Below are 15,601 nucleotides of genomic sequence, written 5' to 3'. Positions count from 1 at the left end.
GTTGCCCCCCGGGACAGCACAGCACCGCCATGTGCCCCGCCTCCCGTTCGCCTTCATACGTCGTCACACGCGCGTACGTCCCCGCACACGGTACGGGACCGGGTACGGGGACGTACGTACGACGCCGCCTACGAGAGCGGCGCTCAGCCCTTGAAGCGCGGGAACGCGCTGCGGCCGGCGTACACCGCGGCGTCGTCGAGGATCTCCTCGATGCGCAGCAGCTGGTTGTACTTGGCGACGCGCTCGGAGCGGGCCGGGGCGCCGGTCTTGATCTGGCCGCAGTTGGTGGCGACGGCCAGGTCGGCGATGGTGACGTCCTCGGTCTCGCCGGAGCGGTGGGACATCATGCACTTGAAGCCGTTGCGCTGGGCCAGCTCGACGGCGTCCAGGGTCTCGGTCAGCGAGCCGATCTGGTTGACCTTGACCAGCAGGGCGTTGGCGGCGCCCTCCTCGATGCCGCGGGCCAGGCGCTCGGGGTTGGTGACGAACAGGTCGTCGCCGACGAGCTGGACCTTGTCACCGAGCTTGGCGGTGATGGTCTTCCAGCCCTCCCAGTCGTCCTCGAACAGCGGGTCCTCGATGGAGACCAGCGGGTAGGCGTCGACCAGCTCGGCGTAGTACTCGGTCATCTCGGCGGCCGAGCGGGTCTTGCCCTCGAAGAGGTAGGAGCCGTCCTTGTAGAACTCGGACGCGGCCACGTCGAGGGCCAGGGCGATCTGCTCGCCGGGGGTGTAGCCGGCCTCCTTGATCGCCTCCAGGATGAGGTCGAGGGCCTCGCGGTTGGAGCCGAGGTTCGGGGCGAAGCCGCCCTCGTCGCCGAGGCCGGTGGCCAGGCCCTTGCTCTTCAGGACCTTCTTCAGCGTGTGGTAGACCTCGGCGCCCCAGCGCAGCGCCTCGGAGAAGGACTCCGCGCCGATCGGGGCGATCATGAACTCCTGGATGTCCACGTTGGAGTCGGCGTGCGAGCCGCCGTTCAGGATGTTCATCATCGGCACCGGCAGCAGGTGCGCGTTCGGGCCGCCCAGGTAGCGGAAGAGCGGCAGGTCGCTCGCCTCGGAGGCGGCGTGGGCGACGGCGAGGGAGACGCCGAGGATGGCGTTGGCGCCGAGGGAGCCCTTGTTGTCGGTGGCGTCCAGGTCGAACATGGCCTGGTCGATCAGGCGCTGCTCGGTGGCGTCGTAGCCGACCAGCTCGGGGCCGATCTGCTCGATGACGGCCAGGACGGCCTTCTCGACGCCCTTGCCCTGGTAGCGGTTCTGGTCGCCGTCGCGGAGCTCGATGGCCTCGAAGGCGCCGGTGGAGGCGCCGGACGGGACGGCGGCACGACCCGTGCTGCCGTCGTCGAGGCCGACCTCGACCTCGACCGTGGGGTTGCCTCGGGAGTCCAGGATTTCCCGGGCTACGACGACGTCGATGGACGGCACGAGCATCTCCTTCTTGGGATGTGACGCGGTTTGGCAGGGCCGCGGCGGCTCTGTGGGAGGAACCGTGTGGCTCTGCGGGATGAGCCTAACCGGCTCCGGGCGATCGGCCAGCCGGTCACCCACCCGTTGGACAGAACCGAGAGTAAATTGTTTCCGAACGGAACAAAGACGGCTCCGGGAACCCCGCGTGAAAAGCCCGCCCCGGTGCGTACGGGGGAACACGCACCGGGGCGGGCCGACTGGGGGCGCTGCTTACTTCAGGTGCAGCTGCTGGCCCGGGTAGATGAGGTCGGCGTCGTCGACGATGTCCTTGTTGAGCTCGAACAGCTTGGCCCAGCCGCCCGTGACGCCGTGCTCCTCGGCGATCGAGCTGAGGGTGTCGCCCTCGACGACCTTGTACTCGCCGTCGCCCTTCTCGACCTTCTCGCCGGTCGGGGTGGTGACGGTCTTCTCCGCGGCCGGACGCTCGGCGGAGCGGGACGCCTTCTGCTCGGTGGAGCGCTCGGCTCCGGAGCCGGCGCTCTGCGAGCCGCCGGAGTTCTGCGAGGTCTGCGAGGAGCCGCCGTCCTGGGGCGCGGTGGCGCCGCCGCCGCTGTACGGGGCGTTCGACAGGCCGGTGCCGCAGACCGGCCAGGCGCCCTTGCCCTGGCCCGCGAGCACCTTCTCGGCGATCTCGATCTGCTGCGCCTTGGTGGCCCGGTCGGCCGTCGCGGCGTACTGCGTACCGCCGTAGGCGGCCCAGGTGGAGGCGGAGAACTGCAGACCGCCGTAGTAGCCGTTGCCGGTGTTGATGGACCAGTTGCCGCCGGACTCGCACTGGGCGACGGCGTCCCACTCGGACGCGGTGGCGGCGGAGGCGTTGCCGGCCGCCATCAGCGGGGCGGCGACGGCGACGCCGGTGGCGCCGGCGACGGCGATGGCGCGGGTGGCCTTGGACGGACGACGGTGCTTGCCCTTGCCGGAAAACAGCATGGATGGATCCCCTCACCGACGCCTGCGAGGTGAGCTGTCGGGTTCGGGCCGGTTGAGTTGCCCGGCCGTGTTCCTTGCGGAACACGGCTTCACCCCCAGCCGCGCCGGCCAACTGCCCGGTGCGGCACTTACCTTGGGTCCCCCGCTCCTGCCTGCGGCGCTCGACGCGACGACTGTTCCCGGGCGGCCGCTGGCAGGATTCGGCGTTGCGGCGGCCGGGGCCCGCGGTGGCGGGCGGTCATGACCGTAGACACGCGCTCCGCGGATTTTCAAAGACGATCAGGGCTTCTGAGACCTATCTCTCACGGCTTTTATACCGGACATACAACCCGAACCATGACGTGAACTCCCGCTACTTTTCGCCCGATTCGCCCACGACGTCAAGCTTCTGACCGGGAAGGATGTGGTCGGGGTCGGCGCCGACGGTCTCCTTGTTGTCGGCGTAGAGGGAGCGCCATCCGCCGCTGAGCTCAAGGGAGTCGGCGATGCCCCAGAGGCTGTCGCCCTCGCGCACGGTGTAGGAGCCGTCGGTGGCGCCACGCACCTCACCCTCACCGCGGGAGGCGTGCCGGCCGGAGGACTCGGCCGTACGGCCGTCCGCCGCACCCTCGTCCGCGCTGTCACCGCGGTGCCGGCCGGTGCCGGGCTCCTCGGTCGCGGTGAGCCCCGAAGAACCCTCATTCCGGCCCGACTTGTCCGAGTCGTCGGACTTGGGAGGGGTGGCGGGGGAGCTGCCGGGGTTCGCCGTCCCGCCGGTCGTCGGCGCGCCGGACCCGGAGGACGTGTCGGACTCGGCCGTTTCGTCCGAACTGTCCGACGAAGTGTCAGAGGAGGTCGTCGGCGACGACGACGGGGATGTTTCGGGTGTGGAATCCGGCGATTCAGTCGATTCGTCCGACTTCGTCGATCCGGACAGGCCGGACGACACGGATGACTCGGACGACTCGGGCGCCTCGGGCGACTCCGACGCCCCGTCATCGGTCGTGCCGGCCCCGGTCCCGGTGGACGCCGAGTCGTTGCCCAGTCCCGCGAGCAGGCCGCAGGTCGGCCAGGCCGCGATGCCCTGGTCGGCCAGCACCTGCTCGGCGACTCTTATCTGCTGGGCCCGACTGGCCTGGTCGGCGCTCGACGCGTAGTCGAGCCCGCCGTAGCGCTCCCAGTCCTCCTGGGACAGCTGCAGGCCGCCGTAGTAGCCGTTGCCGCTGTTCTGGCTCCAGGCGCCACCGGTCTCGCACTCGGCGACCCGGTCCCAGTTGGCGCCGTCGGCCGCGTGTGCGCCGCTTGCTCCGAGCAGCGGGATCGCGATGGCGGAGCCGGTCACTCCGGCGGCGACGACGAGGGCCGGGGCCTGGCGGGGGCGACGGTGACGACCGTTCCCGGAGAGCATGCGACAACCTTTCGCGAGACAACGGTGTTCGCGCGACGCGTGGTGCTCGGTGCCGCGCTGATCCGTGAACGTATAGGCATACGATCACTTGTCACAAGTTCATGCCGTGCAGATCACATGAAGATCACAGAGTTGAGCGCGTGTCACTTTTGCGGTGACCGCGTGGCCGTGACGAGCGGTCAGGGCACGGGTGTGAACGACACGGGCAGGGCGCGAAGGCCCCGCATGATGAGCCCGCCGCGCCAGCGCAGTTCGTCCGGGTCCACGGCGAGGCGCAGGTCCGGGAGGCGGGTGAGCAGCGTGGCGAGAGCGGTCTGTCCCTCCAGCCGGGCCAGTGGGGCGCCCAGGCAGTAGTGGATTCCGTGGCCGTAGCCGAGGTGCTGGTTGTCCCGGCGGGAGAGGTCCAGGGTGTTCGGGTCGGCGAACCGCTCCGGGTCCCGGTCGGCGGCGGCGAGGACGACGAGGACCGGGTCGCCGGGGGCGATGTCCTGTCCGCCGATGGTCAGCGGGCGGGTGGCGAAGCGCCAGGTGGCGAGCTCCACCGGGCCGTCGTAGCGCAGGAGTTCCTCGACACCGGTCTCCAGCAGGCCGCGTTCGCCGGCGGCGAGGGACGTCTGCAGGCGGGCCCGCTGCCCGGGGTGGGTGAGAAGGGCGTAGGTGCCGTTGCCGATGAGGTTGACGGTGGTCTCGAACCCGGCGAACAGCAGGATGAAGGCCATGGCCGCGGCCTCGTTCTCGGTGAGGTGCTCACCGTGGTCGGAGGCGCGGATGAGACCGGAGATCAGGTCCTCGCCGGGTCCGGGTTCGGGGGGCAGTGCCTCGCGCTTGCGGTGGATGAGGTCGGCGAGGTAGCCCCGCATCTTCTTCACCGACCGGGCGACGCCGCCCCGGGGCCCGCCGCCGTGACGGATCATCATGCCCGCCCAGTCCCGGAAGTCGTCCTGGTCCTCGCGGGGGACGCCGAGCATGTCGCAGATGGCGTAGATGGGCAGCGGGAAGGCGAACTCGTGGATGAGGTCGGCGGAGCCGGTGCCGGCGAACCGGTCGATCAGATCGTCGGCGAGTTCCTGCACGCGGGGCGCGAACTCGGCGACGCGTCGGGGGGTGAACGCCTTGCTGACCAGCCGACGCAGCCTGGTGTGGTCCGGCGGGTCGATGTTGAGCAGATGCGTCATCAGCTCGGCCTTGCGCTCGCCCGGGATGCCGGTCTTGCCCTTGGCGTGGGCGGGCTCGTCGTGGTGCGCCGGGTTCTTGGACAGCCGCTGGTCGGCGAGGGCCTGCCGGGCGTCGGCGTACCGGGTGACCAGCCAGGCCTCCACTCCGCTGGGCAGCCGGGTCCGGTGCACGGGGGCGTGCTCGCGCAGCCAGGCGTAGGCGGGGTAGGGGTCGCTCGCGAACTCCCAGGTGAAGAGCTCGGGGGCGGGGCTGTGGGGCGTGGGCTGGTCGGTCACCCCTCGACCGTATCCGGGCCCGGACCGGGGTGCCGGTCGCCCTCCCTCCCCCTCCGCCGGGCCGACGCCGGGGTCTCAGCTCTCGGGGTCCTCACCATGCCCGGCGCCCTCGGCGGGACCGGCGCCCTCGGCGTGCCCGGCCCTCGCCGTGCCCGGCGTGCTCGCCGTGCCCGGCATCCTAGGCGCCCTCGCCGTGCCCGACGTGCCCGGCCCCCTCGGCGTCCTCGGCGTCCCTGGCGTCCTCGCCGTGCGCGGTGTCCTCGGTGTCCTTGACGCCCTCTGCCTCCCTGATCGCGTCCCGGTACGTCCGTGCCGCCGCGCGCAAGGCCGCCTCCGGGTCGACGCCCTCGGCCTCGGCGCGGGCCGCCATCGCCAGCAGCTCGTAGCCGATGCCCTCGCCGGAGGGCAGGGGGACGTCCAGTCCCGCCGTGCGCACGCGCGAGGCGAGCTTGGTGGCGAGGGCCAGGCCGGGCTGGCCGAGCGGGACGCCCTCGGTGACCGAGGTGCGGCGCTTCTCGACGGCCTTGGTGCGCAGCCAGTGCTCCTTGACCTCCTCGGGGGTGGTCGCCGTCGCGTCGCCGAAGACGTGCGGGTGGCGGTGGACGAGCTTGGCGACGATGCCGCCGGCCACGTCGTCGACGGAGAAGGGCGCCTCGGGGTGCTCCTCGGCGATGCGGGCGTGGAAGACGACCTGGAGGAGCACGTCGCCCAGTTCCTCGCGCAGTTCCTCGCGGTCGCCGGCCTCGATGGCCTCGACGAGTTCGTACGCCTCCTCGATGCCGTACTTCGCCAGGCCCTCGTGGGTCTGCCGGGAGGACCAGGGGCACTCGGCACGGATGCGGTCCATGACCTGGACCAGGTCGAGCAGGCGGGCGCCCGGCAGGTCGTAGGAGGCGGGCAGCAGCTCCAGGTCCGGCATGCGGACGCGGCCGGAGCCGGCGAGGCGGGCCAGGCCGTCGGTGAGGGCCGGGTCGCCCTCGCCGGTCGCCACGACCACCACCGTGCGGCCGCCGGCACAGGCGTCCACCAGTTCCCGGGCGTCCGGCGAGGCCTCGTCGACCCGTATGCCCGCCTCGCGCAGGTACGGCAGCTGCGGGTGGGCGCCGTCCGCGCACAGCACGCGGTCGGCGGAGCGCAGCGCCTGCCAGGCGGGCCAGGACAGCAGGCCGGGCGCTACGCGGTGGCTGGTGGTGAGCAGGACGATGCGGCCCGGGTCGGGGGCGGTGTCGGGGCTGGTTGCGTTCACGCTTCGAACGTAACGCACGGCACCGGCGGCCCCGGACGCCGCGGGACCCGTTGTACCGCGGGACCGTTGCGGCTGCGGGCCCCGGAGGCAGCCGGGGCTACGCCGTCTGCGCCGGGCCCGCCGCCGTGACCTCGCGCACCCACGGCGTCTTCGCGTCGACGCGGCCGCTCTTCTGGACGTCCCAGGTGCCGTAGCGGGGGTTGAGGTCGACGTTCAGCCGGTCGGAGGCCTCGGACAGGGCCTTCCAGAACGCCGGCTGACCGGTGTCGGTGCCCAGGTGCTCGGCGAGCTTCTGGGCCTCCAGCTGGAGGCGGAGGTTCTCGTCCAGGCGCTCGGGCGGAACGCCGTACTGCTGCAGCCAGACCGTCCGCAGCTCCTGGGCCCCGCCGGCCTGCTGCTCCAGGCCGGCGCGCATCTGCTGGACCTCCTTGCGGGTCACGGTCACGCCCGCGTCCCGGGCGGCGCGGTGCAGCACCCGGTCGAGGACCATGCCGTGCAGGGTGTCGCGGGTGAGGCTGCCGGTGCCGGCGACGACCTGCTCGTACTGGGCCTCGTCCCGTACGGCGGCGCGCTGTGCGTCGCGCACCTCGCCGACCCGGCTCTCCAGCTGGGCGATGGTGATCCGCTGGTCGCCCACGACGGCCGCGGCGCCGGGATGCGCATCGTTTCCGCAGGCGGTCAGGAGGGGTGCCGCGGTGGCGATCGCGGCGGTGAGGAGGAGCGCGGTGCGACGGCGGCGGTGCAAGGAAACCTCCCGGTGGAGATTGTGCGACGGTGCACAAAGTCTTGCGGTGATCGATGGTAGGCAGTGGGCGAGCTCCGGCCAACCCATTCGACCAACGATTCACCGGGACTTCGGGCACCGCCGCGCCGCCCCGCGCGTGGGAGGCGTCAGCCGCGCACCTGGCCCAGCCATTGCAGCGTCCGCCGGATGTCGGCCGCGAGGGGGTGGCCGGGGCCGTGGACGCGTTCCACGTCGTGCAGCAGCCGGGCCAGCGTGTCGTGGGCGGCGGCGCGGTCGCCGAGGGCGAGGAGCAGGTGGCCGATGCGGCGGCGGACGTCGTGGGCGAGGTCCGGGTCGCCGGCGGCCACGTACTGGTTCTCGTAGTACGGCAGGAGCGCGCGGTACTCGGCGAGGGCCGCGGCCGCCTCGCCGAGCTGCTCCAGGCACTGGGCGGCGTCGAAGCGGTGGCGCAGGGACTGCGGGTCGGCCTGGCCGGCCTCGGCGGCGCGCTCGTCGGCGAGGCGGCGCAGCTCGGGCAGGGCGCGCCGGTACTGGCCGTCGTCCATGAGGGTGGCCGCGTACTGCTTGCGCAGGGTGCGCACGACCGGGGAGCGCTCGCCGTGCTGTTCGGCGGCGGTGGGCAGGATCGCGCCGAGGATGTCGACGGCCTGGGTGATGCGGCCCTCGCCGAGGAGGCGCTTGACCTCGTCGACGGCCCGGGCGACGTCGGGCTTCTCGGCCTCGGCGACGGGCGGGACGGGGGCCGGCCGCGGTGCCGGGGTGCGCGCGCGGTCCGGCCACGGCGCATGGGGGCGCACGAAGGGGCGCGTGGGGTCCAGGGGGCCTCCGGTGGGCATGCCGCGGGCGGGCAGGAGCAGCGCCAGGTCCTCGTAGACCTCCTGGGCGGAGGCGGGACGGTGCTGCGGGTCCTTGGCGAGCAGACGCAGGACGAGCGCTTCGAGCGCCTCGGGGACCTCGGGGCGGACTCGGCGCACGGGCAGCGGCGGCTCGTACAGGTGCCGGTGCAGCACGCCGAGCGCCGTGGAGCCCGCGAACGGGACGTCGCCGCTGAGCAGTTCGTGCAGCAGCACACCGAGCGCGTAAAGGTCGGTGTACGGGCCGACGGCGCCGCCCATGGCCTGCTCCGGGGCCATGTAGGCGGGCGAGCCGATGGGGGTGCCGGTGTGGGTGAGGCGGGTGGTGTCGGCGTCCATGACGGAGGCGACGCCGAGGTCGAGGACGGTGACCGTGCCGTCCTGCTTCACCATCACGTTGCGCGGCTTGAGGTCGCGGTGGACGATCGGCACGGCGTGCACGGCGCTCAGCACGGCGCACAGTTGCGCGGCGACCGCGACGGCCCACTGCCACGGGTACGGCTCGTGCTCGGCGAGGTGGTCGGAGAGGTCGGCGCCGTCGACGTACTGCATGACGAGGAACAGCTCCTCGCCCTCGCTGCCCGCGTCGTGCACGGTGACCAGGCCGGGGTGGTCGACCTGGGCGGTCACCCGGCACTCGCGCACGAAGCGCCGGCGCAGTTCGTCCGCCTCCTGGCCGGCCACCTTGTCGGGGCGCAGCAGTTTCACGGCCACGCGCCGGTCGAGCCGCTGGTCGTACGCCGTCCAGACCTGTCCCATGCCGCCCTGGCCGATGAGCGTGGACAGCTCGTAGCGTCCGGCGACGACACGTCCTGTCGTCACGGTCACCTTCCGCCCTCGTGGTTGCCGTCGTGTCTGCGCAGGTAGTCGCTGAGCTCGTCGAGTTCGGCGCGCACCTGGTCGATGCGGGCGGGGCCCGGCTGCCGGGGCGGCGGCGTGGGGGCGGGCGGCTGCGGCATCGGGGGCGGGGTGTGGGGGGTGTGCGGGACCGGGGGCGCATAGGGCGGCGCGGCCGTGTGCGGCACGGTGGTCGCCGTGTAGGGCGCCGGGGGCTGCGGGTAGCCGTACGCCGGTGCGGGCGCCGGCTGCGGGCTGTAGCCGGCGCCGTAGCGGAGCTGGTGGAAGTGGCGCACGTCGGCCGAGAGGTAGTAGGCCATGGCGGCCACGAGGGTGCCGAGGAGCAGGGCCATGCCGGTCCAGCCGCCCGCGGTGTGGATCTCGTCGCCGGGCTCGGTGCCGACCAGGACGAGCGCGAGGGCGTCGGCCACGAGCGCCGCGACGAAGAGCCCCCAGTCCAGCCCCTTGCGCGTGACGATGGCCAGGCGCAGCAGCATCGTCCAGGCGAGGATTCCGATGCTGAGGATCGACAGCGCCACGAACAGCACGCGCAGGAAGACCAACCACCCTGTGGGCGGTGGCTGCTTCACCGGCTGCGTGTAGCCGTGGCCGTGCATGGCTGCTCCTGGGACCTCAAGACGGGCGAATGTCGCTTCGAGCGTATAGGCCGACACGGACAAGCGGTCCCTGGTTGTACCGAACCGTTGTCGTGCTGATCACTTCCCGTCCCCGGACCGTCAGCCGGGCGCGACCGTACCGTCCGTGAGCCCGTCGTACATCCCGCGTACGAGTTGCTCGCCGAGGCGGCCCGCGAGCCTGAGCGCCCGCTCGAACTCGTCGAGGGCGCGGAACCGGTCGCCGTAGCGGCGCTGCTCGCCGAGCGGGAGCCGGGGCAGCTGCAGGCGCCGCACGTCGAGCCGGGTGGCGGTGGAGGCGTAGCTGCTGGCCTGGCGGTTGTTGGCGGTGCCGCGCAGGAAGCCGGCGAGGAACCAGGGGTCGAGCGCCGCGGGGTCGGGGCGCAGCAGCACGAGGTTGCGGCCGAGGGCGGCACCGGCGGTGGCGTCGTCGACCACGCGCGCGACGGAGCCGCCGCCGAGCACCGGGACGACGACGTCCCCGGGTTCGGTCAGCACGGGTTCCTCGTCGCTCTCCGGCAGGGTGCCGGAGGGGCTTGTGCCGGCGAGGACGTCGTGGTCGGTGAGCACGGGTACGCGCGCGTGGCCGCCGTTTCCGCCGGTGCGCATCAGCAGGGCGCCGGCGCGCGCGAGTTCGCCGACGGTGGTCAGCGGCCAGCGGGGTGCGGGCTGTACGGCGTCGGCGGGCGCGGGGGTGAGGTCGGCGGTCAGGCGCAGGGTCTCGCCGAGGCGGGTGCGCACGTCCGTGAGCTGTTCGGCGCCGTCGGCGGCCGCGGGGGGCGGCAGGCGGCGGGCGGGGGCCAGGTCGACGTCGTCGTCGAGGAGTTCGATGACGGGCAGGGAGCGGGCCAGTCCCGGCCGTTCGCCGAGCCGTCCGGTGCGGTCGAAGTGCCGCCAGGAGCCGAGGACGGCCTCGCCCACGGCCCGCCAGTCCGGGCCGCCGCGGCCTTCCCCGGCGAACTGCCCCACGTCGGCGAGCAGCACCTCCGGCTGGGCGGGCGCCTTCTCCGGCCGGCGCAGCACCCACAGGTGGAGCGGGATGTTGTACGGCGGTGCGGCGCCGACCGGCAGCGCGACCACGGCGCGCAGTGCACCCCGGCGCAGCAGGTCGGCCCGGATACGGCGGCCGGAGCGGCGGGAGGCGGCGGCGGGCGGCATGAGGAGCACGGCGGTGCCGCCGTCCCTCAGCCGGGCCAGCGCGTGCTGCACCCAGGCCAGTTCGGACTCGGTGCGGGCCGGGAAGCCGTACTCCCAGCGGGGGTCGTAGGCGAGTTCGTCGTGCCCCCAGTTGCGCTCGTTGAACGGCGGGTGGCACAGGACGGCGTCGGCGCGCAGCCCGGGGAAGGCGTCGGCGCGCAGGGTGTCGCCGGTGGCGGCGCGCACGGTGGCCGGAGTGTTGAGGGCGAGCCGGAGTGCGGTGAGCGCGGCGAGGTCGGCGGCGGCCTCCTGGGCGTACAGCTCCTGGCCGGGGCGGGGGGCGACGGCGCGCAGGAGGGCTCCGGTGCCGCAGGCCGGGTCGAGGACGGTGCGGGCGGGGCCGGCGAGGTCCGCCATGAGGCCGGCGAGGCCGGCGGGGGTGAGCGTGTACTGGCGGGGGTTGGCGTCCAGGTGCCGGCCGAGCAGGAACTCGAAGGTCTGCCGGGCGCCCGACTCGGCGGCCAGTTCGGCCGCGCCGCGCAGGAGGGGGACGGAGGGCAGGAGCGCGGTGCCGGTGGGGGCCTGGACGGCGGGGGACGTCCGCGGGGCCGACGGGGCTCCGCCGGGCCGGGGTACGGCGTGGGCCGTGGCGGGCGTGTTCCCGGCCTGCGGGGCGCCGTGGGCCGCGTCGGGGGTGTGAACGGCGCCGGACGGGTTGGCGCCGGACGGTGTGTTCACAGCGGCCGGTCCGCTCACACCGGCTGCCTCGTGGGTGCGCCCTTCGCCCGGGTCCGCGGGCGCCGCCCCGAAGCGCGGCGTCAGGACCTGCTCCAGCGCCCCCGGCAGCATCGCGGCGAGCCGCTCGTCGGAGCCGGCGCTCAGCTCCAGCCACAGGGTGGGACGGTCGTGGATGAGCAGCAGGACGCAGCCGGCGTGGGTGAGCGCGGCGACCGGGCCCTCGGGGTGGCCGACGAGCTGCTGCCAGACCCGCTCCCGCAGGGGGACCTCGGCGAGCTTGCCGTGTCCGCGCAGCCAGGACTCCACCTCGGCGAGGGCGAAGGAGGGGCTGGTCTCGGTGCCGCCGACGGGCTTCGGGAAGTCGGCGTGACGCCGGCGCCAGTTGCTCACGGCGGCGCGGCCGACGCCGGCGAGCCGTGCGATTCCGGCGGCGGTCACTTCTGTCGCGTTGTCCTGCACCCGCGCGGCTCCCCTCGTCCCGTCCCTGTGTGACGCCGAGCATACCGATGCGCACGTGATCACGGCATTCACGCTCGTGTACACGCGCCATCCTGTGAACCTGGTTGACTCGGTTCACAGGCTCTGGTCTTATTGACCACGCGAACGAGCAGCCGCCGGCAAGGCGGCGGCTGCCGCATTGGGAGGGGACACAGCCATGGGCATGAAGGGCAAGGTCGCGCTGGGCGCCGTCGTGGGGATCGTCGTCATCGGTGCCGTGTCGGCGAACGGCGGCGGCGACGGGGACGGCGGTTCCGGCGACAAGGGTTCTTCGGCCTCCGCACAGCGGCAGTCCGGCGGCGAGAAGGACGCGGGCAAGGCGGAGGACGCCGGGAAGAAGGCGGCGTTCGCGGGGGACGGCGACTTCGAGGTGGGCGCGGACGTCAAGCCGGGCACGTACCGCACGACCGGCAACACCGACTCCATGTGCTACTGGGAGCGGGCCAAGGACGCCTCGGGCGAGATGGACTCGCTGCTGGCCAACGACAATGTGAGCGGCACCAGTTACGTCACCGTCAAGGCCACCGACAAGATCTTCAAGTCGAGCGGGTGCAACGACTGGGAGGCCGTCGACCCGAAGGCGAAGGGGAACCCCGCCGCCAAGATGGCCGGAGACGGCGGCATGTTCGCGGTCGGCGCCGACATCGCCCCCGGCACCTACAAGTCCACCGGCAACACCGACGACATGTGCTACTGGGAGCGCGCCAAGGACGCCGAGCACTCCCTCGACTCGATCATCGCGAACGACAACGTGAGCGGTACGGCGGTCGTGACGATCAGCGCCTCGGACGGCTACTTCAAGACGACCGGCTGCAAGGACTGGCAGAAGACCGGCTGACGGACCGGCCCTCGGGCATCCGGCCCGTCCCGCCACTCGGGCTCACCACCACACCAGGACCAAGGGGAATCCATGCGTCGTACCGCTTTCGCGGCGCTCTGCGTCGTCGCCGCCGCGGCCACCGGACTGACCGGCTGCCTGCCGGGCCAGGACCGGGCGGACGCCGGGCCGGGTACGTCCGGGCAGAAGCCGAACACCTCGGAGAGGAAGACGGGAGAGAAGAAGGAACCGTTCGCCGGGCTGACCGGCGGACAGATCGCGGAGCGGGCCGTGAAGGCCACCGCCGGCGCCGCCTCCCTCCGGATCACGGGTGACGTCCCGGACGACCAGGGCGGCGGCACCATCCGGGTCGACCTGGCCATGGACAGGAAGGGCGAGTGCGCCGGGACGATGAGCGCCGACGGCGAGGGCGAAGCCCGGTTGGTCAAGACCGGGGACGCCGTCTACCTGAAGTACGACGAGGCGTTCCTGCGCGCCCAGAGCGAGGGCGAGTCCGCCGCGGAGACCGACGCGACCGTGGCCATGCTGGCCGGGCGGTGGACCAAGATGTCCGTCACGGGGCAGGACGCCCAGGACATCGCGGCCTTCTGCGACCTGGACACGGTGCTCAGCGGCGCGCAGGACGTCGATTCGGACGCCACGCGGGGCACGACGACCACGGTCGACGGCGCCTCCGCCATCGTCCTGAGCGAGCGGGACGGCACGGACCGGCAGACGCTCTACGTCGCCACCGAGGGCACCCCGTACCTGCTGCGGGTCGACAGCACGTCCGCGACGGACCCCGGCTCCCTGACCTTCAGCGACTACGACGTCCCGGTCCCGGCCCGCAAGCCCGACGGCGAGATCGTCGACCTGGACGCGCTGGCCGGCTGACCGGCCGGGGGCTCACAGCGCGTGCCGCATCCACACGTTGGGCTCGACGTACACCGCGTAGCCGCGCTCCGGCTCGCAGTGCACCGGCACCAGCGCGCCGGGCACCTCGACGTCGCCCGCGGTGTCGAAGGGCAGCCCCGTCCAACGGCGCCACTCCTCAAGGGACGCGGAGACGGTCATGGAGGCCGGGGCCACGGAGTCGAGGGTGGCGCCGGCCCGGGCGTGGACGCGCAGCCAGGGGTCGTGCGGCAGGCCGTCGGGGCGGACGCGGCGGGCGTACTCCTCGATCGGGGTGTGCGGTTCGAGGTGCTTGGCATTGGGGCGGACGGGAGCGACGACCTCGCGGAAGCCGTGCGCGCGGGCGTTGTCGCGCATGGCGGCGAGCATCCGGCCGGACAGGCCGCGCCCCTGGGCCTGCGGGGCGACGACGACGGAGATGGCGCTGACGGTGTCGGGCCGGACGTCCCGGCGCAGGTCACTGAAGGCCCAGACGAGCACCTCGCTCCAGCCGCGCGCGGGCAGGGCGCCGCGCCCTTCGGCGTGGAGCGCGAACGGCACGCTGTAGGCGTGGGCGACGACCTCGCCGTACTCGTCCTCGGCGAACTGCACGTACTCGGGCAGTTCGACGGGTATGCGCGGGTAGTGGGCGTTGCCCGAGAGGTCCTCGACGGCGAACGCGGGCCAGCTGTCGGCCATGTCGCGGACCCGGTCCAGCATCTCGGGGCGCTCGGCGAGACTCGATACCTTCAGCTCCATGGGGTCACCGTAGGCAGCGGGGGCGGGGACCGGAAAGCGGATTTGTGCCCGTCAGCCGCCGCACTGACGCAGCATCGCCTGCCGGTCCGGTGCGGTCACCGCCAGTTCGTACTTGGCGGCGACCTGCGCGAAGCGGACCGCGTACGCGCACCGGACCGACCTGTTCGGCGGAAGCCAGGACGCCGGCCCGGAGTCGCGCTTGGCCGAGTTGGCGCGGCCCTGCACGGGGAGCAGGTTCAGCGGGTCGTTCGCCAGTTGTTCGCGCTTGCTCTCCGGCCATCGCGAGGAGCCCATCTGCCAGCTGTACGACAGCGGCACGACGTGGTCGATCTGGACCTCGCTCGCCTGCTGTTTGCGCCACTCGACGGTCGTGCCGGTGTAGGGATCGTCCAGCGTCATGGCGACGACCACACAGTCGGAGCCGGAGCGGAAGCGCAGCTTCTGGCCGTCTCGTTTCAGCAGGTCGTTCCGCGTGTCACAGCCGTTCCGGGCGAGCGGCACACCGTCGGCCGAGTCCATCCAGGCGTAGCCGAACTCGTCCCGGTCGTACCCCGTCCTGGGGCCGCGCCCCTTGGTCCGCAGGCCCTCGACGAGCTTGCGGGCGGCCGCCTCGGGGCCGTCGCCCACGACCGGGGCGAGGCCGGGCCCGGTGCCGTCCGGGTTGCGCAGCGGGCTGACGGCGTGTCCGGCCGCCGGCGCCTCGGCCCCGCCTTCCGAGGCCGTGGGCCCGTCGCCCTCGACGAGTCCCTCGCATCCGGTGACCAGGGTGAGAGCGAGGGCCGCGCCCGCGGCCCAAACGGTACGGATCCTGCTGTGCCGCCTCATGCGCGCCCCTCCCCTTGCCGTTCGCCGGGATCACCGTAGCGAGAGAGAGGTCCAGACCATAGCGGGCTTTATTGGGCATGCAGGACATATCTGTCGTACCGTCGACAGTGAGCCACGTCTCGGAAGGAGCTCTGCATGGGCATCCTCGACAAAATGAAGAGCATGGCGGGCAAGGACAAGGACAGGTCACGGAAGATGTCCGACGCCGCCGAACGCCAGGTCAACGAGAGGACCGGCGGAAAGTACGAGAAGCAGGTCGACGCCGCGCAGCAGCAGGCCGAGGACAGGCTCGGCTTCGGGCGCGAGCGGGGCGGCGACCGGCCGGAGCAGCAGTAGCGCGCTCCCGTACCCCAGCACATACGGCGAAGCCGTCCACGGGCCCTGT

At 72.9% G+C, this 15,601-nt stretch carries 14 protein-coding genes and 1 riboswitch; of the genes, 3 read left to right on the top strand and 11 right to left on the bottom strand.

The features are described from left to right. Positions 1 to 143 precede the first annotated feature (143 nt). The 9 genes from eno to H0H10_RS15925 all read right to left on the bottom strand — a co-directional run bounded on the left by eno (position 144) and on the right by H0H10_RS15925 (position 11,885). Positions 144 to 1,424, bottom strand: a complete 1,281-nt coding sequence (gene eno, locus H0H10_RS15965) for a phosphopyruvate hydratase (RefSeq protein WP_188181619.1) — start codon at positions 1,422 to 1,424, stop codon at positions 144 to 146. 252 nt (positions 1,425 to 1,676) lie between these two features. After that, a complete protein-coding gene (locus H0H10_RS15960) occupies positions 1,677 to 2,396 on the bottom strand; it encodes a LysM peptidoglycan-binding domain-containing protein (RefSeq protein ID WP_188181618.1) in 720 nt (239 codons plus the stop codon). Between the two features lie 4 nt (positions 2,397 to 2,400). After that, positions 2,401 to 2,566, bottom strand: a riboswitch (cyclic di-AMP (ydaO/yuaA leader). A gap of 182 nt (positions 2,567 to 2,748) precedes the next feature. Further along, the gene (locus H0H10_RS15955; protein ID WP_188181617.1) at positions 2,749 to 3,783 is read right to left on the bottom strand and encodes a LysM peptidoglycan-binding domain-containing protein; all 1,035 of its coding nucleotides are present in this window, start codon (positions 3,781 to 3,783) and stop codon (positions 2,749 to 2,751) included. Between the two features lie 179 nt (positions 3,784 to 3,962). Continuing rightward, positions 3,963 to 5,234 (bottom strand): cytochrome P450 family protein, encoded by a 1,272-nt coding sequence (locus tag H0H10_RS15950; RefSeq protein WP_188181616.1) that lies wholly within the window; start codon positions 5,232 to 5,234, stop codon positions 3,963 to 3,965. A 178-nt stretch (positions 5,235 to 5,412) separates the two neighbouring features. Then, the gene (locus H0H10_RS15945) at positions 5,413 to 6,480 is read right to left on the bottom strand and encodes a nucleoside triphosphate pyrophosphohydrolase (RefSeq protein WP_309141812.1); all 1,068 of its coding nucleotides are present in this window, start codon (positions 6,478 to 6,480) and stop codon (positions 5,413 to 5,415) included. Between the two features lie 97 nt (positions 6,481 to 6,577). Beyond that, positions 6,578 to 7,225 carry a SurA N-terminal domain-containing protein gene (locus H0H10_RS15940; RefSeq protein ID WP_188181615.1) on the bottom strand — a complete coding sequence of 216 codons (648 nt, stop codon included), beginning with the start codon at positions 7,223 to 7,225 and terminating at the stop codon, positions 6,578 to 6,580. Between the two features lie 146 nt (positions 7,226 to 7,371). Then, positions 7,372 to 8,865 carry a serine/threonine protein kinase PkaE gene (gene pkaE, locus H0H10_RS15935; RefSeq protein WP_223179968.1) on the bottom strand — a complete coding sequence of 498 codons (1,494 nt, stop codon included), beginning with the start codon at positions 8,863 to 8,865 and terminating at the stop codon, positions 7,372 to 7,374. 38 nt (positions 8,866 to 8,903) lie between these two features. Then, on the bottom strand, positions 8,904 to 9,533 hold the full coding sequence (locus H0H10_RS15930) for a hypothetical protein (protein WP_188181613.1): 630 nt from the start codon (positions 9,531 to 9,533) through the stop codon (positions 8,904 to 8,906). A 120-nt stretch (positions 9,534 to 9,653) separates the two neighbouring features. Further along, on the bottom strand, positions 9,654 to 11,885 hold the full coding sequence (locus tag H0H10_RS15925; RefSeq protein WP_188181612.1) for an N-6 DNA methylase: 2,232 nt from the start codon (positions 11,883 to 11,885) through the stop codon (positions 9,654 to 9,656). 196 nt (positions 11,886 to 12,081) lie between these two features. On the opposite strand from H0H10_RS15925, the gene H0H10_RS15920 reads away from it, so the two are divergent. Both H0H10_RS15920 and H0H10_RS15915 read left to right on the top strand, forming a co-directional pair. Beyond that, positions 12,082 to 12,762, top strand: a complete 681-nt coding sequence (locus H0H10_RS15920) for an Rv1352/Rv1906c domain-containing protein (RefSeq protein WP_188181611.1) — start codon at positions 12,082 to 12,084, stop codon at positions 12,760 to 12,762. Positions 12,763 to 12,834: 72 nt separating this feature from the next. Continuing rightward, positions 12,835 to 13,635: a hypothetical protein gene (locus tag H0H10_RS15915; protein ID WP_188181610.1), complete on the top strand. Its 801-nt coding sequence runs from the start codon at positions 12,835 to 12,837 to the stop codon at positions 13,633 to 13,635. Between the two features lie 12 nt (positions 13,636 to 13,647). Here the strand turns inward: H0H10_RS15915 and H0H10_RS15910 are convergent, their stop codons facing one another. Together H0H10_RS15910 and H0H10_RS15905 are read right to left on the bottom strand one after the other, a co-directional pair. Then, a complete protein-coding gene (locus tag H0H10_RS15910; protein WP_188181609.1) occupies positions 13,648 to 14,391 on the bottom strand; it encodes a GNAT family N-acetyltransferase in 744 nt (247 codons plus the stop codon). A 51-nt stretch (positions 14,392 to 14,442) separates the two neighbouring features. Next, positions 14,443 to 15,216 (bottom strand): HNH endonuclease family protein, encoded by a 774-nt coding sequence (locus H0H10_RS15905; RefSeq protein ID WP_188181608.1) that lies wholly within the window; start codon positions 15,214 to 15,216, stop codon positions 14,443 to 14,445. A gap of 135 nt (positions 15,217 to 15,351) precedes the next feature. Here H0H10_RS15905 and H0H10_RS15900 point away from each other — a divergent pair, with 135 nt between their 5' ends. Next, positions 15,352 to 15,552, top strand: a complete 201-nt coding sequence (locus H0H10_RS15900) for an antitoxin (RefSeq protein WP_188181607.1) — start codon at positions 15,352 to 15,354, stop codon at positions 15,550 to 15,552. Positions 15,553 to 15,601 lie beyond the last annotated feature (49 nt).

This window comes from Streptomyces griseicoloratus, assembly GCF_014534645.1.
GTDB classification, from domain to species: Bacteria; Actinomycetota; Actinomycetes; order Streptomycetales; family Streptomycetaceae; genus Streptomyces; species Streptomyces griseicoloratus.
Note: the sequence above shows the minus strand (reverse complement) of the source record. Positions and strands in the feature narration are given on the sequence as shown.